This window comes from Candidatus Binatia bacterium, assembly GCA_029243485.1.
Classification (GTDB): Bacteria; Desulfobacterota; Binatia; order UBA12015; family UBA12015; genus VGTG01.
The window spans coordinates 67,668-85,741 of sequence record JAQWRY010000064.1 but is presented as its reverse complement, the minus strand read 5'-3'; the positions used below and the strand labels follow the sequence as shown (position 1 = coordinate 85,741).

The following is an 18,074-nucleotide window of genomic DNA, read 5'->3' as shown; positions in this document are numbered from 1 at the left end:
TTGCGAACCCCATATATTGGCAGTACGCCCGCCATAAAGGATCTGTCCCACAGAATCAAAAGGAGCACGCATTGGACCTGACTTACGACAGTGAGCTCGAGAGTTTTCGCGAGCAGGTAAAGGCCTTTCTCGCCGAGAACTGGCCCCGCAAGGGCGACGACGCGGTGCAGAAGTTCCGGCAACTCGCGATCGAGGCCGGTTACCTCTACCGCCACTTCCCGAAGCAATACGGCGGCTCCGGGCAGGACGCCCACCCTTTGAAGGCGCAGATCATCCGCGAGGAATTCGGCCGCGCCCGCGCCCCGGGGGAGCCCCTGGGAATCGGGCCCTCGATGCTCGCACCGACGCTGCTCGAGCGAGGCACCGAGGCGCAGAAAGAGAAGTTCATCCCGTCGACGCTCACGGGAGAGCTGATCTGGTGCCAGGGCTACAGCGAGCCCGGCTCGGGGAGTGATCTCGCCTCGCTTCGAACCAAGGGCGATCTCGACGGCGACGAGTGGGTCATCAACGGCCAGAAGGTGTGGACCAGCGGCGCACACCTCGCCGACTACATGTTCTGTCTCGTACGCACCGAGCCCGACGCGCCAAAGCACAAGGGCATCTCCTACCTGCTGATCGACATGAAGCAGCCGGGCGTCGAAGTCCGGCCGCTGCGCACTATGACCGGCACGGCGGACTTCAACGAAGTCTTCCTGACCGACGTTCGTACTCCCCGCGACTGGATCGTCGGCGAGCGAGGCGAAGGCTGGCTCGTATCGCGCACGACGCTGAAGCACGAGCGCAACTCGATCGGCGGCGCGCGTCGCACGGAGGAGTCCCTGAACGCACTCGCGCGGCTCGCGAAGGGCACACTGCGCAACGGACGACCCGCGATCGAAGACCCGGGAATCCGGCAGCGCCTGGCGACGCTCGAAGGCTACGTGCAGGCCCATAAGTACTCCGGCTTCCGTCAGCTGACGAAGGACGCGAAGGGTGAGGCCGTCGGGATCCTGCAGCTCATGATGAAGCTCTTCTCGACCAACATTCAGCACGACGTCTCGCGGCTCTCGATGGACCTCCTCGGTGCAGACGGCATGCTCTCGGCCGGCGGGGCCCACCTCGGCACGCCCGCGAAGGACAGCCAGAGCTGGATCGGCGCCTATATGTATTCGCTCGGCATCGCCGTCGCCGGCGGGACCGCGAACATCCAACGCAACGTCATCGCGGAACGCGGCCTCGGCCTGCCCCGGGACGCCGCCGCCACGAGGAGCTCCAAGTGAACTTCGATCTGACCGACGAGCAGCGAATGCTGCAGGAAACCGTGGGGCAGCTCGCGGAGAAGCAGTGCCCCGTGACGGAAATCCACAAGAGCCTCGAATCGGGCGAACACGATGCCACCCTCTGGAAGGCGCTCTCCGATCTCGGCATCCCTGGCCTCGCCATCAGCGCCGACTACGGCGGTGCCGCGCTCGAAGTCCTCGACCTGGCGGTCGTAGCCGAGACTCTCGGCTACCACGCCACACCCGGGCCGTACCTGGGCCACGTGCTCGCCGCCCACGCCATCTCGCTCGGCGGTAGCGACGAGCAAAAGAAGCGTTGGCTCCCCGGACTCGCTTCCGGCGAGCGGATCGGCACGGTCGCTCTCGCCGAAGCCGGTAGCGTGTGGGAGCCCGATCAATGGGCCCTGTCGGGCGAGGGTCCGCTCTCGGGCACGAAGGAGTTCGTAACGTCCGCGGATGCCGCCGACGTGATCGTCGTCGGCCTCGCCGGCGGACAACTCGGTGTCGTGGAGAAGGGCGCCGCCGGCCTGACGCTCGAGCCCGTGGATTGCGCGGACCTCACGCGGCGGGCGAATCACGTCCGCTTCGAGAACACCCCGTGCGAGATCCTGGCCTCCGGTGCCGCCGCCTCGAGCGCGGTCCGCGACGTCGGCCTCTCTCTTCTCGCCGCCGATGCCTTCGGCGGCTCCCAACGTCTCCTCGATATGTGCGTCGAGTACGCAAAGACCCGTGAACAGTTCGGCGTGACCATCGGCAGCTTCCAGGGTCTGAAACACCAACTTGCCAACATGGCGGTCGAAGTAGAACCCAACCGCGGGCTGTACTGGTTCGCCGCCTACGCCCAGGACCACGTTCCGGGCGAAGCCGAGCGCGTCGCCGCGATCGCGAAGGCGCACATCACCGATCGCTACATGCAGATCGCACGCGACAGCGTCGAAGCGCATGGCGGCATCGGATTCACCTGGGAGTGTGACGTCCAGATCTGGTTCAAGCGCGCCATGTTCGACCGCGCTTTCCTGGGCACCCCCTCCGACCACCGCGAACGCTCGGTCCAACTCGCCGCCTGGGCGTCTTGAAGGAGACCACCCCATGAAGATCGGACTCATCCCCTGCAACGTCGGCGTCACGAACGTCGACATGATGATCAAAATGGCACAGACCGCCGAAGAGGTCGGCCTCGAGTCCATCTGGACGTTCGAGCATGCTCTCGTTCCCGAGAACTACGAATCGGCCTATCCCTACAGCGCGGATGGGAAGATGGGCGCGACACCGGAGACCAACTTCGTCGATCCGCTGATCGCGCTGTCGGCCATAGCGCAGCACACCAAGAAGCTCCGCCTCGGCACCGGCGTGAACATCCTCCCGCAATCGAACCCGCTCATGCTCGCCAAGCAGGCGGCCAGTCTCGACTTCGTGTCGGGCGGCAGGTTCATGCTGGGGATCGGGATCGGCTGGCTCAAAGAAGAGTTCGAGGCGCTCGGCGTGCCCTTCGAGCGTCGCGGTGCGCGGTTCGCCGACTACGTCGAGGCCATGCGCAAGGTCTGGTCCGGCGACACCGTCGAGCACGAGAGCGACTTCATCAAGTGGACCGGCTTCAAGAGCTACCCCGTGCCCGTCCAGAGTCCCCTCCCGCTCATCATCGGCGGATCGAAGAAGAACGCCCTGAAGCGCGTCGCGCGCTACGGGCAAGGTTGGTACGCACCCGCTGCATCGGCCGACCAGGTGGCCGCGCTCCTGCCGGCGCTCGACGAAGCGTGCGCAGCCGAAGGTCGCGATCGCTCGACGATCGAGATCAGCACGATGTACATCCCGGTGATGGAGCCGGTCGAAGAGGCCCTTCCCCGCTACCGCGATCTCGGCGTCGAGCGCCTCATCATCCCTCTGCAAGCACTCGGCGAGAAGCCCATGGAAGGCCTCGCCCGCCTCGGCGACGACGTGCTCGCAAAGATCAACTGACCCCAGGACAACGAAAGGAACTCGTCATGCCCAGCATCATCGCGAACATCAAAGTGAAGGAAGACAAGGTCGACGAAGCGAAGACGTTCTTCAGCAAACTCGCGACCGACACGCTTGCCAACGAGGAAGGCACGCTCGCCTACGTCGCGCACCAGCGCAAAGACGATCCGACGATGTTCGTCTTCTATGAGAAGTACGCCGACGACGCCGCCTTCGCGAAGCACGGCGAGAATCTCGGCGCTCACGGGAAGGCGTTCGTTGCTGTCATGGCCGGCCCGCCCGAGATCATCTTCATCAACGAGATCTAGGCGCGCCCGCCCACATCGCCGAGCCGGTGCCTTCCCCGCAGAGTGCGTAAGAGCCACGCACTCGCGAGCCCGAAGGCACCGGCAAGTGCGATCACCAAACAGATCCTCCAACCCCAGGGGGGACCCGGACCGAGTTCGGCAGGGTGAGCCAGAAGAACGAGCCCATCGTTGTTGGTCCGTACGATGGCGCATGCGACACACCCCACCGAGATTGCATCGCCCGTGCCATTGCGAACCCCGATGAAAGAGCCAGGAGTTTCCTCCTCGAGCACTCGCCCGAGCACGGTGCGGCCCTACACCTGTGCCACCTTTGGCGCACTGCTGTGTCAGCCCGGCCCGCACGGACGCGACGCGGCACCCCAAAAGCCGCGCCCCAAAGCCGCACCCAGTGCAGTGAGATGCCCACGCAACCGACACAGGAACAGATCGAGGCTCTAGCCAATCACGCAGGCGACGGGCGGGTCGTCATGCTGAACATTGTACGCTTCAAGCAGGACGGCGGCGAAGCTGCCTACGCGAAGATCGGCGCCAAAGCGATCTAAATGGGCAGCTTCGATTCGACCGTGATCGGCGACTTCGACGAGACCTTCGACTCGATCGCGCTCGTTCAGTGCCCGAACCGCCAGTCCTTCCTCGACGTGATCGCGTCCGAGGAATACCAGGCCGCCCGGGGCCGCCGTTCGCAAGCCAAGATTAGGCCTCACACCCGTAGCTTTTCGCGGGGGCCATATGGAAGCCCCCGCGAAAGCCTGGTATTGTCGTGGCGTCTTGAGTCGGGGATGTCGGCAACCAGGGGGGATGCCGGCAGGCTCTCGAGCGGTGTGGGGTGAGGGATGAAGAAGGTGGACCGCTCGCGGGGCGGCTGGAAGGTCGTGGGTCGTGGGGCAAAGGTAGAAGTCGCGGAGGAGCGATCGGGCTCTAGACCGGCAGAGCCGGAGGCTGCTCCGGCGCAAGAAGCTCCATTCTCTTGGGTGACGGATGCCGTCGAAGCCATCACCGCCGAGGACGAATCGGGCGACGAGAAGCTCAGCGCACTCGATGCCGGCTTCCTTTTTCTGGAGAAGCCCCACCAGAACTTCCAGATCGGCTGCGTGGCCATGCTCGACACCTCGCCGGGCCTCGATGCCCTGGTGGAGACTCTCGACGAGCGCCTCGCCGAGTTCCCGCGCTTCCGCCAGATGCCGATCCGCGCGAAATTCGACCTCGGCTGGCCTGTCTGGCGAGACGACCCGGAGTACGACACCCGCCGACATATCCGACACGTCGCGATTCCCCGGCCGGGCGATCGCGAAAAGCTCTCGCACGTCCTCGAGACGCTGGTCACGACGGCCCTCCCTTCGGATCGGCCCCGCTGGGAAATCCATCTGATCGAGGGACTCGAGCACGGACGCGCCGCGCTGTTGTGCAAGGTCCATCACAGCATGAACGACGGGATCAGCGGCTTCCACGTCCTCGAGACGATCGCTGACGGCGTGGCGAAGGTCCCCGAGAAGCTGGCCGCCATCCCTCTTGCCGCGGCCGACCCGGCCGACGCACCGACGACCGAGCGCCCCGAGCGCAAGCCTGACGGCGGCCTCGTGGGACTGCTCTCCGAAGCCCTGGCCGATCCACGCGGCACCGCGACGCGCGGAATACGCGATCTCGCCGAAGCCGCCGAGACCATCGCATCGTTCCTCGAGGAACCGCCGGCCAACATGCCCTGGAACGGAAGCCTCGGACAAGGACGCCAAATCGTGTGGCGCTCGTATCCGATGGACGAGTTCACCTCGCTGAAGGTCGCCGCCGACGGCACAATCAACGATGCCGTGCTCGCGATCGTCTCCGGTGCCCTGCGAACGTACGCGCTCCAGAACGGACACTCGGCCGACGACGGCGCCCTGCGTTGCATCGTCCCGGCGAGCATCCGTGAGAAAGGCGACGAGGCGAAGCCCGGAAACCAGGTCACAGCGATGTTCCCACGCCTGCCGGTCGACGTCGCGGACCCCGCCGAGCGCCTGTACCGCGTCCGCGACGAGATGCGGAACCTGAAAGAGCGCAAGCAGGCCCGCGCCACGACCATGGTCCTCGCGGTTGCCGGGGCCCTGCCCTCGTTCACTGAAGCGTCTCTTCTGAGCGCCACATCGGATCTCTCGATGGTGAACACGCTGTGCACCAACGTGCCGGGGCCGAAGCAGGCGCTGCACGTCTGCGGCAAGAAGATCACCGAGATCCACGCAATTGCGCCACTATTCCTCGACGTAGGCCTCGCATTCGCAGCCGCGAGCTATGCCGATCGCATCTCGATCTGTGCCGTGGCCGATCCCGCACTCGTCCCCGACATCGAACGGATCGGCAACGCACTCGACGCCGCACTCTACGAGACGCGCCGTGCGCTGTGGAGGAAGTCCGAAGCCATGCAAGCCGCCTCGCGCCTTTCGCGCGGACCGACGGTCGCAGACCTCATGAGCCGGAACGTCGCCACGGTCGGCGTGGACGACTCGCTGCAACGGGCCCACGAGCTCATGCGCGGCCGCCGCCTCAGCCACCTTCCGGTCGTCGATCGCGAGGCGCGGCTCATCGGCGTACTCACGCAGCGCGATCTGCTCTTCGCCTCGCCGCAGGTGCCGGCGAAACTCAACACGGAAGACCGTGCCCGCATGCTGGGACGCTTTGCCGTCGGTCGGGCGGTCGACGCGAAGCTCACCACGGCGAGCCCCGATGAGCCCGTGCTCGACGCGGGCAAGCGCATGGTGGAGAACCAACTCGACTTCTTGCCGGTCGTCGACGCGGCCGGCCAGCTCCTCGGCCTCGTCACCGAAGACCACATCGTCCGCTGGACGACACGCACCCAGGCACACTAGCTCGGGTGCGCGGCGGGCTTCTCTGGGATATCCGATGTGGAGGTCCCAACTCGGGGACCATCACCGGGAGGAGAAGCGAGCATGGGTCGTCTAGAAGGGAAGCGCGCCATCGTCACGGGTGCCGGCAGCGGCATCGGTCGAGCAACCGCGAAGCGCTTTGCGGAAGAGGGAGCCTCCGTGTTGGCGGTCGACCTCGCCGAAGAAGCGATCGGCCAAACGGTGAGCGAGATCCAATCCGCCGGCGGCACCGCGGCGGCGGCGACGACCGACGTCGGCGACGAGGCCGCCGTCGAAGCACTCGTCGATCGATGCGTGAAGGACCACGGCGGGCTCGAAGTCGTATACGCGAATGCCGGCGTCCCGGGGCCGCCCGCCCCCTTCTTCGAACTGACGGCAAGCGACTGGGACAACGTCCTGCGGGTGAATCTAATCGGTCCGTTCCTCGCGATCAAGTACGCTTCGAAGGTGATGCGTGAAGCCGGGAGCGGCTCGATTCTGTGCACCGCGTCCGTGGCCGGCCTGCGCTCCGGCGCCGGGCCGACGCCGTACTCGGCGAGCAAGGCCGCCGTGGTGAACCTCGTCGCCACCGCCGCGAACCAGCTGAAGGGCACAGGCATCCGGGTGAACGCGATCTGCCCCGGCCTGATCGAAACGGGCATGACCGCTCCGATCTTCGAGTTCGCGCGAGCGGCCGGCAAAGAACACAAGATCGGGCAGCTGAACCCGATGCAGCGCTACGGACAACCGGTCGAGATCGCGAATCTCGCGGTGTTCCTCGCGAGCGACGAAGCCAGCTACGTGAACGGCCAGGCGATCGCAGCCGACGGCGGACTCTCGAGCAGTCTTCCGGTGGTCCCGGGACACTTGTTCTAACTCACCTGGAGTGACGTCCGAGAAACGCCGTTTAAGACGGGGGCTTACAGCGCCTGCCCAATCGTAAAACCCTGAAATATCAGTAGACTTTACCGCGGCCTCACTGATAGAAGAGCAAGCGTTCACGCTCATTATTATTTATGCGGAGCAAGTAGCTCCCTCGACCTGAAAGGGGCACCTCCGTGGGCATCTCCCGCTTTCCCGCTCGGCTCTGGATTCTCGTCACCTCGCTCCTCATGCTCACCACAAGCCCGGCCCTCGCGCTGGTCTCCACAGACGAGCGCAAATGCATCGACGAGATCAACAAGGGCGGTCGCAAGATCGCTCTTGTGCAGAACAAGGCGATCCAAAGCTGTGTCCGCTTCTTTTCGAAGGGGCTCCTCTCCACGACTCTCGACGACTGCATGGTCGAAGGCTTGCCGCCCAAGGTCTCGCTAAACGTCGACAAGGTCGAGGCCAAGGCCGACAAGGTCTGTGACGGCGCCCCGCCGTCCTTCGGCCCGTCCAGTACGACGAGCCAGACGGCAACGGCGATCACCACGTCGTTCGACCTGTTGTCTGACGTGTTCGGAGCCGCACCGGTCGAGCCCATCATGGCGACGTCCGATCCCGAAGCAAAGTGCCAGAGCACGATGCTGAAGGACCTGCACAAGTGCGAAGACACCCGACTGAAAGAGTTCCGCAATTGCGTGCGTGACGGAATCAAGTTCGGGCAGATCGACAACGAAGCCGACATGGAACTGCTCTGCCTTCAGGCGCCAGGTCAAACTGAACCCAACGGAAAGATTGCTGCAAACTGCATCAACAAGCCGACCGGCCACGTGAGCGGACGATGTGTGAGCAAGGGGGTCGCTCTCGACACCGCGTTCCCGGGCTGCGGCACGACGGACGCCGGCGAACTCGTCGAGTGCATCGACGAGGCGGCCCGATGCCGACTCTGTAACTTCGCGGTCGAAGTCGACGGCCTCATCACCGATTGTGATCTCTACGACGACGAGACGGCCAACTTCAGCTGCGCGACGCCGAACATCTGCGGAGACAGCACCATTCTCGAGGCCGAGACCTGCGACGACGGAAACCGGCTCTCGGGCGACGGCTGCGACTCGACTTGTCAGAGCGAGACCGGCTACGACTGTACCGGCGAGCCCAGCACGTGTGACGAAATCTGCGGCGACGGCCTGATCGTCGGCGGCGAGACCTGCGACGACAGCGGCACGGACGCCGGCGACGGTTGTAGCGCCACCTGTCAGATCGAATCCGGCTTCAACTGCTCCGGCCAGCCCAGCACCTGTGCGGAAGTCTGCGGTGACGGCCTGATCGTCGGAACCGAGACCTGCGACGACGGCGGCACGGCGGCCGGCGACGGCTGCGACGCGAGCTGTCAGCTCGAGTCCGGCTTCAACTGCTCCGGCCAGCCCACCGTTTGTACCAACGTCTGCGGTGACGGCCAGATCGTCAGCGGCGAGAGCTGTGACGATGGCGGCACAGCGCCGGGCGACGGCTGCGATGGCAGCTGTCAACTCGAATCGGGCTTCAACTGCTCCGGTCAGCCCACCGTTTGTACGAACATCTGCGGCGACGGCCTGATCGTCAGCGGCGAGATCTGCGACGATGGCGGCACCACGCCGGGAGACGGCTGTGACGGTGTCTGCGCAATCGAAAGCGGTTACGCCTGCGCCGGCCAGCCCAGCGTCTGCGGCGAAGTCTGCGGCGACGGCTTGATCGTCGGAGCAGAAGCCTGCGACGACGGCGGCACGACTCCGGGCGACGGCTGCAACGGCAGCTGCCAACTCGAAGTCGGCTTCAACTGCTCCGGCCAGCCGACCTCCTGCTCGCCGATCTGCGGCGACGGCCTGGTCGTCTCTGGCGAGACCTGTGACGACGCCGGCACCACGCCGGGCGACGGCTGTGACGCCTCGTGTCAGACCGAGACGGGCTATGCGTGCGGCGGTCAGCCGAGCACGTGCGCACCGGTCTGCGGCGACGGACTCGTGATCTCTCCGGAGACCTGTGATGATTTCGGCTCCGCGCCGGGCGACGGCTGCAACGCCACCTGCGGCGTTGAATCGGGCTGGGCCTGCTCCGGCGAGCCGAGCACCTGCAACATCTTCACGGTGGTCATCAACACGCCGACGCACGGTTCCTTCACGACGTCGGCGACGACGAACGTGGCCGGTGTCGTGAACTTCCTCAATCCTGCTCAGGCCGCATTGACCATCAACGGCGTTTCGGTGCCGGTGGGCGGCGGCGGCACGTTCTCGACCACGGTCACTCTCGACCAGCCGGGAATCTTCACGCCGATCCGCGCGACCGTCACCGACACGACCTTCGGCGGCAACGCGCACGACCGAGTCGTGGCGATCTTCGGACCTTCGGTCGCCGACGGTGCGCTCTCCGCGGAGAGCGTTGCCCTACGGCTCAACGATAGCGGCCTCGACGAGGCCGAGCCCCTAGTGGCCCAGTTGGCCGGCAGCGGCCTCGATCTCGCGACACTGATTCCGGTCGGCACGACGCTGATCAGCGACACCTGCTTCTTGGACTCCTTCCTTGGATGTGTCGGCAGCGGGAGTGTGAGCGTCGTAAACCCGGCGCCTTCGATCAGCGGGTTCGGCATCGCGATGGACTCGATGACGAACTTCGTCGAGGGCATCATCACGGTCACCGACATCGACGTGAACGTTTACCTGAACGGCTCCGGCCTCGTGCCGAGCTGTGACATCAACATCAGCGCGAACAGCGCGACATTCGACGGAGACTACGCCCTCCAGCCCGACCCGGGCGACGCCAGCACCATCGACGTCAACCAGGTCGGCACTCTGGGCGTCAGTTTCGGCGGGTTCAGCACGAGCTTCGGCGGCATCTGTGACGCTCCGATCATCGGCGACATCATTCAGGCCTTCCTACCCGATGTGGAAGCTCTGACGATCGACGCGATGAAGGACTTCCTGTCGGATCCCGATGGTGCGGGCCCGGCGGATGGTCCGATCGGTGATGCCATCGAGGCGGCTCTTGCCGACATCTCGATTTCCGGGCCGATCGGTTCCGGTCTGGGCGTCATCCTCGACACGCCGCTCTTCGACGTGCTCGAGGACACCAACGGCATCACGATCGGCACCAACTCCTCCTTCACGACTGAAGTCGGATCCGGCCCGGGCCAGTGCATTCCCCCCGCCGGAGCGCCGGACCTGACCGAGTCTCTCGCGGTCAACCAGCTGTTCCCGACCTTTGGGCTGAACACCCCAGTCGGCGGCCTGCCGTATGAGTTGGGGCTGTGCATCTCGTCCGAGGGCTTCAACCAGCTGCTCAAGGCCCAGATCGAGTGTGGCCTGCTGGTCAGCAGCATCACGGAACTCGACCTCGGTGGCGGCGCGATCCCCCTCACCGCGAGCACACTGGCGCTCCTGATTCCGGAATTCGGAATCTTCCCGCCGACCACCCCGTTCCGGATCGACATCGTGCCGACGATCGCGCCAGTCGTCGCGGGCAACGGTCCTTCGGGAGAGCTCACTGAGCTCAAGGTCGCTCAGGTCCTTGCGAACATTGTCCAGAACGATGGCAGTGAAGAAATCGTGCTCTCGGGTGCGTTCGACACGAACATCGGAATGGATCTCGAGTTTGCGCCGGGTGGTCTCGGCATCGTCCTGTCGGCGCCTCTGGCGGGCGACATCACGGTCGCCATCATCCACAACCCGCTTGGGGTGGACGAGGTCGCGCTCGAGACGACGGTTCTTCCGCCGCTCGTGAGTGTCCTCCTTCCCGACCTGGCCTCGTCGCTGGCGAGCTTCCCGCTGCCCGAGTTCCTCGGGCTGAATCTCTCCGGAGTCGAAGTCTCGAAGAACGACGAGTTCCTGTCGCTCTTCGCCGACCTCAGCCCGGCACCGTAATGTGAGCCGCGGCGGGGGCCTTCGGGTCCCCGCCGCGCACTACCAGGTGTCGACGAAGCGCTTCTTGCCCGTACGCGGTGCGGGAGGCGGTGACGACTGCAGAGCGGTCGTCACCCACCGACGAGAGTCGATCGGATCGATCACCTCGTCGATCTCGAAGTGCGAGGCCATGTTCACGGCCTTGCCGTGCTCGTACATGCGGTCGACCATCACCTCGAAGGTCTTCCGCCGCTCCTCGGGGTCTTCGATCGCCTCGAGTTCCTTCCGGAAACCGAGCTTTACGGCACCCTCGAGTCCCATGCCGCCGAACTCGGCCGTTGGCCAGGCAACCGTGAAGAGTCCGGCCTTGAAGCTGCCCCCGGCCATCGCCTGCGCACCCAGCCCGTAGCCCTTGCGCAAGACGATGGTGAACAGCGGGACGCTCACCCCGGCGCCGGTGACGAACATCCGCGCGGCGTGTCGGACGAGCGCGGTCTTCTCGACCTCCGGCCCGACCATGATTCCCGGGGTATCGCACAGGAAGAGCAGCGGAATGTCGAAGGCGTCGCAGAGCTGCATGAAGCGAGCCGCCTTGTCCGCACCATCGCTGTCGATTGCGCCGGCGAGGTGCGTCGGATTGTTCGCGACGATGCCGACCGGGCGACCCTCGATTCGCGCGAGCGCCGTCACCATCCCGAGACCGAACGAGCGTCGCAGCTCGAGGACGGAGGCGGTGTCGGCGAGCGTCTCGATCACTTCACGAACGTCGTAGATCCGACGCCGGTTCTCCGGAATGATCCCGCGAAGTCGCCGCTGATCGGCACACTCCCAATCGGACGTCCGGCCCTGGAAGTACGAGAGGTACTTCTTGGCGACGACGACCGCTTCGGCCTCGTCCGCGACCGCGATGTCGACCACCCCGCCCGGCACCTGGACGTCCATCGGCCCGACCTCTTCGGGACGGAACACGCCGAGTCCGCCGCCCTCGATCATCGCGGGTCCTCCCATGCCGATGTTCGAGTTCTTCGTGGCGATGACGACGTCACAGCAGCCGAGAAGGGCGGCGTTGCCCGCAAAGCAGCGTCCGGAATTGATGCCGACCAGGGGCACGAGGCCGGAGAGACCTGCGAAGTAGGCAAACGCCAGACAGTCGAGCCCTGCGACCCCGGCACCGTCCGTGTCGCCCGGGCGTCCACCGCCGCCCTCGGTCAAGAAGACCACCGGCAAGTGGGACTTCTCTGCGATCTCGAACATGCGATCCTTCTTGCGGTGATTCTGTAGCCCCTGCGTCCCCGCGAGGACGGTGTAGTCGTACGAGAGAACCATGCAGCGAGCGGCTTCCGGCTCGAACACGTCGCCGTTCACGGTTCCGATGCCGGCGACCAGGCCGTCCGCGGGCGTCTTCTCGATCAGATCTTCCACGGAGCGACGGCGGCGCTGCGCCGCGATCACGAGCGGACCGTACTCGACGAAGCTGCCCTCGTCGCAGAGATCATCGACGTTCTCGCGAGCCGTTCGTTGGCGCGTCTTCCTCCGACGCTCGACCGATGCGGGCCGCCGATCGTCATATCCGACGGCGTGCCGCTCGTGCACTTCGGCGAGATCGGGGCGGATGCGATCGAGATCGACCTCGTCGACCTGCTCGTCTGCTCGCACATCCACCGACGCCTCCTCGACGAACAGAAGCGCGTGCCCCTCGAACACCGCATCCCCTACGGAGACACCGAGCCTTCGCACGAGGCCGGCGACCGGAGCGGTGACGACGTGCTCCATCTTCATCGCCTCCATCACGAGAAGCGCCTGACCTTCGTAGACTGCGTCGCCCTCGGCGACCTCGATGGCGAGGATCGTCCCCTGGAGCGGAGCCCGCACGGCCTGGGTCCCCTCGGGGGCCGCGACCTCTGCCGGACCGGCCGCCGGGATCGGCGCGCCGCCCACTGGCGCCCCCTCGCCGCCCTTCCCGTGGCGCAGCACCGCGAGCGGATCCGAGGCGTCCACCTGCGCGCCGGCGAGTGCCGGCGCCGCGCCGCTGGGTGCCTCCTCGAAGGAGGATCCCGCCGCACTCGGCATCGCTGCGAGCAGATCCGAGGCGTTTTCTTCGACGAAGCGCGTGTGGACACGGTTCGCGAGGACGTCGGGGTGGCGGAGAAGCGCCCGGAGAAAGCCGACGTTGGTCAGAACCCCGTCGACCTTCAGTTCTCCGAGGGCGCGCTCGGTGCGCGCGACCGCTCCCGCAAAATCTCCGTCCGGATGCGATACAACGAGCTTCGCCAAGAGCGAATCATAGCGGGGGCTCGTCGCGTAACCGCCGTAACCGAACGTATCGACGCGAATTCCCGGTCCCGACGGCATCTCGAACGCCTGCAGCGTTCCGCCCGCGGGACGGGCTTCGCCGTCGGCCGTCATCGTCTCCATGTTGATCCGCGCCTGAATGGCGAACCCTCGCGGCGCCGGGATGCGGGCCGCCTCGAGCCCGAGGTCGACCAGGGTTCGCCCGCCGGCAATCTCGAGCTGTGCACGAACGAGGTCGATACCTGTCACCTCCTCGGTCACTGTGTGCTCGACCTGGAGACGAGCGTTGGCCTCGATGAAGGCGATCCGCGGATCGTTCGTCGCATCGGCGCCGACGAGGAACTCGAACGTCCCGAGGCTCTCGAAGTGCGCCTTCTCAGCGAGCGTCAGCGCCGCGGCGACGAGACGCTCCCGCACGGCATCGGGCAAGCCGACGCTCGGCGCGATCTCGACGATCTTTTGGTGGCGGCGCTGAAGCGTGCACTCGCGCTCGCCCAGTGCGCTCACCTGCCCGGTCGCGTCCCCGAGGACCTGCACTTCGATGTGGCGCGCGGGAGCCAGGAGCTGCTCGACATACACCTCACCGCTTCCGAACGCGGCCTGCGCCTCCGAGCTGCAACGCTCGTACGCGGCCGGGAGCTCGCTCGCATCGCGGACGATGCGCATCCCACGCCCACCACCGCCCGAGACCGCCTTGAGAAGAACCGGCGTGCCCCCGTGGTTCTCGAAGAACGCGCGCGCGTCGCCGAGACTCGTCGCACCACTCGTGCCCGGGAGAAGGGGGACACCGAGTTCCTCAGCGAGGGCCCGCGCGCGCGCCTTGTCGCCGAAGAGATCGAGCGTGTCCGGCGTCGGCCCGACGAAACGCAGGCCCGCTTCGCCGCAGAGCCGAGCGAACGCACCGCTCTCCGCCAGGAAGCCGTACCCGGGATGGACCGCGTCGCAGCCCGCGTCCTTCGCCACCGCGACGACCTGCGCGGCATCGAGGTACGCAGCCGGGCCGACCCCTGCGAGGGGACGCGCCTCATCGGCGCGCAACCGGTGAAGGCATCGGTCGTCGTCCTGCGAATAAACGGCGACGGTTCGGATCCCGAGGTCCGCGGCGGCGCGGCAAACGCGAATCGCGATCTCGCCTCTGTTGGCGACCAGTAGGCTTGCGAGAGTCATTCCAAAGCTCCTCGTTTCCCCGAGGCTTTAACAGTCCCAGTGAACCCTGCGGTATGGATTGGTTAGCACCGGGCGCTAACCCCACTTTGCGGCTCGCTAATTTTCCTTAGCGGCAACCCTCGTAGCCCATGTCCGCCGAGCCGCAATATTCTCAGTAAGAACAGGCCTTTGGAATTTCAGGGATCTCTGGCCTACGCTGGCATACTGCCTGCAACTGTCCTCTCCGCAAGAGAACAGGAGACGACAATGAACACGACAATAAACACGACAACGACCCAGTCCCCGAACTTCATCGAGCCGCTCCGTGGGCTCTCGAACGACGCCGAGATGCCGAGTAGGAGGCTCCGCCGCGCGGTGCTCCTGCAAGCCTTCGACGACGTCCGTCAGGGCGGTCGGAACGGATCGGACGCGAGGCGGTGGCTCCTCAGCAACGAGGCCACCGAGGGCGCTCTCAACGCCCAAGACCTCATGGAAGAAGCCGGTCTCGATGTCAGCCAGGTCCGTAGGAACCTTCGCCAGCGCACGAATCTCGGTCTACGGGCAGCGTGAAGCGGCCGCCGTCCGCGTCAACGCGGGCGGATCTCCCGCAGCAGGCACTCCTGAGTGACCGTGGCGACGTGGTGGCCGCCTTGGTCGAAGAGGTCTGCGATCGAAAGCCCGCGTCCCCCTCGCATGCCTCGGGCCCGGACGTCGTGCAGAAGCCAATCGTCGGCCCGGAACGGTCGGTGGAACCAGATTGCGTGGTCGAGGCTCGCCGCCATGAAGAGATCGTGGTGGTGGTTGCCTTCGTCATCCGGCGCAGGGCACTTCGGATGGCAGCGCGCCGCCGCATCGATGAGAACGTCGTCGGACGCATACGCGAGCCCGGCCGCGTGCCCCGTGGGGTCGTCTCCTAGCCGCTCGCGTACGCGAATCCAGTTGCGCGCCTGACCGAACCACTCCTTCATCGGCACCGGCTTGTTCTCGAGCACGCGGCTCCAACTATCGGGTGCCACGGGAAGATCGTCCGGGCCGGGGACGCCCCCGGGGAACGGGACGTTCTGAGCATCGGCCGCCTCGTCCTCGGCGACCTGGAAAGACGCCGACAGGTTGAGAATCGCGCCGGACGACTGTCTGGCGACCGCCCGCCGGGTGCAGAACGAACGGCCGTCGCGGATCCGATCGACCTCGTAGCGGATCTTCTCATCGGAGTTGCCGCCGCGAATGAAATAGGCGTGCAGGGAATGAACTCTGTACCTCTCCTCCACCGTTCGCGCCGCTGCCGCGAGCGCCTGGGCAACGACCAGTCCCCCGTAGACCCGGCCCCACGGATAGTGGGCCGCGGACGCGAAAAACTGGTCGGCACCGTCGTTCTCGAGCGTCAGGAGGGTCGTGAGATCTTCGGCTTCGAAAGCAGGATCCATCTCCTAGAGGTACTCGACCAGTGAGCCGCGCCGCAACGCGGTTGGAACCGGCGCGTCCATCGCCCACAGCCCTACGGACGGCAGGGAAACGACTCCTTCACCGCCGTCAGCACGAGGTTCGCGGCTTGCTGATGCTGGCGATCCGGGTGGCTCTCGAGCCACTCCTGCACGAGGAGGCTCAGGTGCTGCGTCGGCACCCCGCTTGGCAGGCAGATCGGCGACTTGAACTTCGCGACCGTCGAGACGATGTTCTCGCCGTCGAGGACGCCCACGATGTACGCCGACTGTTCGGCGCGGCCCTCATCACCCATGTTGAACTGGCGAACCAGATCTTCACCGGTCTTGAAGCCACCTGCCGCCAGAGCGCTTCCGCTGCCAACCGCGAGGCACAAAGCCATCGCAACGAGCACCAGAAGGCGCACTCCTCCGCACCACGTCTGCCGGATCTCGTCCATGAGTCCTCCGAGCTTCTCTGAAGGTCTGGGCTGGGTCAATCGGCCCGCGCCGTCGCCCGGCCGGAGAGAACGACGACGTCGTCCTGCGTGCGCGTTTCGATCTCGAGTTCGACCCGCGGAGATCCAGAGTCGTCGTCCAGACCAACCACCGTCGCTCGGGTCGTCAGCGTATCGCCGGGCCAGATCTGACCGATGAAGCGAGCGGTGTAGGACGTGAGGCGGCCGTCGCCGACTGTGTCGGTCAGCAGTCGGCCCGTCACGGCCATCGTGAACATCCCGTGTCCGAAGACTCCGCGAGGCGAACCCGCCGCCTTCGCGAAGATCTCGTCGCTGTGGAACGGATGGAAATCGCCAGAGGCACCCGAGTACATCACGAGCTGCGTGCGCTTGAGGTCGTCGACGACCACCCGCTCGAAGACGGTCCCAACCTCGAGGTCCGCGGCGCGCAGCGTCATCCGTCCACTCGCTTCTCGGTCGTAACTCCGACGAAGGTCGCCGTGACGACGAGCGCCCCGCTCTCATCCCGAAACTCCTGAACGGTCTCCGTGAACTTGAGCTTGCCGCCGCGACGCCCGTCCTTCTCCCACATGTTGCCCGGCTTCACCTCCACGGTCAGCATCTGCCCCGGACGAACGGGCTGGTGATACTCGAACCGCTGCTCAGCGTGGAATCCCGAACCTCCCTCGGTGTTGAACGCACCCTCTGTCGCGCTGATCGGCTCCGTACCGGAACCGAACCACGCAACACCGGGCTCTGGGCGACGAATGTACCCGGGCTCGTAGTGATCGGCCGCTTGCGTGAACGTCGGCGGCGCAAGAACACCTCCCGCCGCCTTCGCTGCGGGCGAGTCGGGGTCCGTGTACACGGGGTTGGAATCTCCGATGGCGCGCGCGAACTGAAGCACCTGACCGGCTTCCACCGGGAACCGAAACGTCTTCATCCGTCGAGGCCGTACACGTACTCACTCATCGGATGCGCATCGACCTTCTCGAGAGAGAGGAACTGCTCGACGCTCTCGAACATCTTCCGCGCGTTCTCTTTGAAGCGCTCCTCGGAGCCCTGCGCGTCGTAGAACACCCGCGGGTCATTCAGCGCCCCGATCGGGAACGTCTCTTCGACGATGGCCGACCAGCCGGGTGCGTCGTCGGTCAACGGCCGGACGATCTCGTTGCGGACGTACCCCGTGCTGCTCTGCGTATCGATCGCGACCTGACGGTGGACTCCGTACCAGTGGGACAGGAACTGCTCGTACGAGATGCCGTCCTTCGGTGCGATCCCCGTGACCTGGACCCAACCCGGCGAGCGCGCCCCGCGGCCGTCGCCCGGCGCAGCGACCATGGGCCGCGACTCGACCACTAGATATCCGGCGACCCGCGACGCGACCTTCGCGATCCTCTCTTCGAGCTTCCCGCGGTCCTGCGATGTCTCGAGCCAGAAGCTGACGAAACCCTCCTTGTGCGCCTCGAGGCCGGAGAGCCGCAGGCCGGCACCAGCCGCCACGTCCCCGTCGGCAACGAAGATCCGCAGCCGGATCGCGCCTAGGGCCTCGAGATCGTCGGCAAGATCCGTTCGAAGCGACGATGCGAAGTCCGGTGGGGCCACAGCCTCCGGGCGCCAAAGACAGTACACGAGCTTTTCCATGTCGACTCCGATTTCAG

The 18,074-nt window shown here is 65.8% G+C and carries 16 protein-coding genes; 10 read left to right on the top strand and 6 right to left on the bottom strand.

What is annotated here, in order from left to right:
* Positions 1-71: 71 nt before the first annotated feature.
* The 9 genes from P8R42_18775 (at position 72) to P8R42_18735 (ending at position 11,120) form a co-directional block, all read left to right on the top strand.
* Positions 72-1,259: an acyl-CoA dehydrogenase family protein gene (locus P8R42_18775; protein ID MDG2306653.1), complete on the top strand. Its 1,188-nt coding sequence runs from the start codon at positions 72-74 to the stop codon at positions 1,257-1,259.
* A complete protein-coding gene (locus tag P8R42_18770; GenBank protein ID MDG2306652.1) occupies positions 1,256-2,335 on the top strand; it encodes an acyl-CoA/acyl-ACP dehydrogenase in 1,080 nt (359 codons plus the stop codon). The genes P8R42_18775 and P8R42_18770 overlap by 4 nt, the downstream gene beginning before the upstream one ends.
* 13 nt (positions 2,336-2,348) lie before the next feature.
* Positions 2,349-3,215 carry an LLM class F420-dependent oxidoreductase gene (locus P8R42_18765; GenBank protein MDG2306651.1) on the top strand — a complete coding sequence of 289 codons (867 nt, stop codon included), beginning with the start codon at positions 2,349-2,351 and terminating at the stop codon, positions 3,213-3,215.
* Positions 3,216-3,241: 26 nt separating this feature from the next.
* A complete protein-coding gene (locus tag P8R42_18760) occupies positions 3,242-3,523 on the top strand; it encodes an antibiotic biosynthesis monooxygenase (GenBank protein MDG2306650.1) in 282 nt (93 codons plus the stop codon).
* A gap of 398 nt (positions 3,524-3,921) precedes the next feature.
* Positions 3,922-4,065 carry a hypothetical protein gene (locus P8R42_18755; protein MDG2306649.1) on the top strand — a complete coding sequence of 48 codons (144 nt, stop codon included), beginning with the start codon at positions 3,922-3,924 and terminating at the stop codon, positions 4,063-4,065.
* On the top strand, positions 4,066-4,353 hold the full coding sequence (locus P8R42_18750; GenBank protein MDG2306648.1) for a hypothetical protein: 288 nt from the start codon (positions 4,066-4,068) through the stop codon (positions 4,351-4,353).
* Between the two features lie 3 nt (positions 4,354-4,356).
* Positions 4,357-6,363 carry a wax ester/triacylglycerol synthase family O-acyltransferase gene (locus P8R42_18745; GenBank protein MDG2306647.1) on the top strand — a complete coding sequence of 669 codons (2,007 nt, stop codon included), beginning with the start codon at positions 4,357-4,359 and terminating at the stop codon, positions 6,361-6,363.
* An 81-nt stretch (positions 6,364-6,444) separates the two neighbouring features.
* Positions 6,445-7,236 (top strand): SDR family NAD(P)-dependent oxidoreductase, encoded by a 792-nt coding sequence (locus tag P8R42_18740; GenBank protein MDG2306646.1) that lies wholly within the window; start codon positions 6,445-6,447, stop codon positions 7,234-7,236.
* Between the two features lie 182 nt (positions 7,237-7,418).
* Entirely contained in the window at positions 7,419-11,120 is a 3,702-nt protein-coding gene (locus tag P8R42_18735) for a DUF4215 domain-containing protein (protein MDG2306645.1), read from the top strand.
* Positions 11,121-11,159: 39 nt separating this feature from the next.
* Here P8R42_18735 and P8R42_18730 read toward each other — a convergent pair whose 3' ends face one another.
* Positions 11,160-14,558, bottom strand: a complete 3,399-nt coding sequence (locus P8R42_18730; GenBank protein ID MDG2306644.1) for a carboxyl transferase domain-containing protein — start codon at positions 14,556-14,558, stop codon at positions 11,160-11,162.
* A 246-nt stretch (positions 14,559-14,804) separates the two neighbouring features.
* Here P8R42_18730 and P8R42_18725 point away from each other — a divergent pair, with 246 nt between their 5' ends.
* Positions 14,805-15,107, top strand: a complete 303-nt coding sequence (locus P8R42_18725; GenBank protein MDG2306643.1) for a hypothetical protein — start codon at positions 14,805-14,807, stop codon at positions 15,105-15,107.
* Positions 15,108-15,124: 17 nt separating this feature from the next.
* Here P8R42_18725 and P8R42_18720 read toward each other — a convergent pair whose 3' ends face one another.
* From P8R42_18720 to P8R42_18700, 5 genes are all read right to left on the bottom strand, one after another.
* Complete coding sequence (locus P8R42_18720; protein MDG2306642.1) at positions 15,125-15,961, bottom strand: thioesterase family protein; 837 nt, start codon at positions 15,959-15,961, stop codon at positions 15,125-15,127.
* Positions 15,962-16,032: 71 nt separating this feature from the next.
* Positions 16,033-16,416 (bottom strand): Rap1a/Tai family immunity protein, encoded by a 384-nt coding sequence (locus P8R42_18715; protein MDG2306641.1) that lies wholly within the window; start codon positions 16,414-16,416, stop codon positions 16,033-16,035.
* Between the two features lie 35 nt (positions 16,417-16,451).
* Positions 16,452-16,871 carry a MaoC/PaaZ C-terminal domain-containing protein gene (locus P8R42_18710; GenBank protein ID MDG2306640.1) on the bottom strand — a complete coding sequence of 140 codons (420 nt, stop codon included), beginning with the start codon at positions 16,869-16,871 and terminating at the stop codon, positions 16,452-16,454.
* Positions 16,868-17,356, bottom strand: coding sequence for a MaoC family dehydratase N-terminal domain-containing protein (locus P8R42_18705; protein ID MDG2306639.1), 489 nt, complete (start codon positions 17,354-17,356; stop codon positions 16,868-16,870). Before P8R42_18705 ends, P8R42_18710 begins: the two co-directional genes overlap by 4 nt.
* Positions 17,353-18,057, bottom strand: coding sequence for an EthD domain-containing protein (locus P8R42_18700; GenBank protein MDG2306638.1), 705 nt, complete (start codon positions 18,055-18,057; stop codon positions 17,353-17,355). The genes P8R42_18705 and P8R42_18700 overlap by 4 nt, the downstream gene beginning before the upstream one ends.
* Between the last annotated feature and the right edge of the window lie 17 nt (positions 18,058-18,074).

What these genes read in the sequence shown, in the direction of transcription:
- P8R42_18710 (MDG2306640.1), bottom strand. Translation starts at nt 16,871, where the DNA reads ATGACGCTGCGCGCCGCGGACCTCGAGGTTGGGACCGTCTTCGAGCGG.
- P8R42_18760 (MDG2306650.1), top strand. Translation starts at nt 3,242, where the DNA reads ATGCCCAGCATCATCGCGAACATCAAAGTGAAGGAAGACAAGGTCGAC.
- P8R42_18705 (MDG2306639.1), bottom strand. Translation starts at nt 17,356, where the DNA reads ATGAAGACGTTTCGGTTCCCGGTGGAAGCCGGTCAGGTGCTTCAGTTC.
- P8R42_18730 (MDG2306644.1), bottom strand. Translation starts at nt 14,558, where the DNA reads ATGACTCTCGCAAGCCTACTGGTCGCCAACAGAGGCGAGATCGCGATT.
- P8R42_18740 (MDG2306646.1), top strand. Translation starts at nt 6,445, where the DNA reads ATGGGTCGTCTAGAAGGGAAGCGCGCCATCGTCACGGGTGCCGGCAGC.
- P8R42_18750 (MDG2306648.1), top strand. Translation starts at nt 4,066, where the DNA reads ATGGGCAGCTTCGATTCGACCGTGATCGGCGACTTCGACGAGACCTTC.
- P8R42_18715 (MDG2306641.1), bottom strand. Translation starts at nt 16,416, where the DNA reads ATGGACGAGATCCGGCAGACGTGGTGCGGAGGAGTGCGCCTTCTGGTG.
- P8R42_18725 (MDG2306643.1), top strand. Translation starts at nt 14,805, where the DNA reads ATGAACACGACAATAAACACGACAACGACCCAGTCCCCGAACTTCATC.
- P8R42_18755 (MDG2306649.1), top strand. Translation starts at nt 3,922, where the DNA reads ATGCCCACGCAACCGACACAGGAACAGATCGAGGCTCTAGCCAATCAC.
- P8R42_18720 (MDG2306642.1), bottom strand. Translation starts at nt 15,961, where the DNA reads ATGGATCCTGCTTTCGAAGCCGAAGATCTCACGACCCTCCTGACGCTC.
- P8R42_18700 (MDG2306638.1), bottom strand. Translation starts at nt 18,057, where the DNA reads ATGGAAAAGCTCGTGTACTGTCTTTGGCGCCCGGAGGCTGTGGCCCCA.
- P8R42_18745 (MDG2306647.1), top strand. Translation starts at nt 4,357, where the DNA reads ATGAAGAAGGTGGACCGCTCGCGGGGCGGCTGGAAGGTCGTGGGTCGT.
- P8R42_18765 (MDG2306651.1), top strand. Translation starts at nt 2,349, where the DNA reads ATGAAGATCGGACTCATCCCCTGCAACGTCGGCGTCACGAACGTCGAC.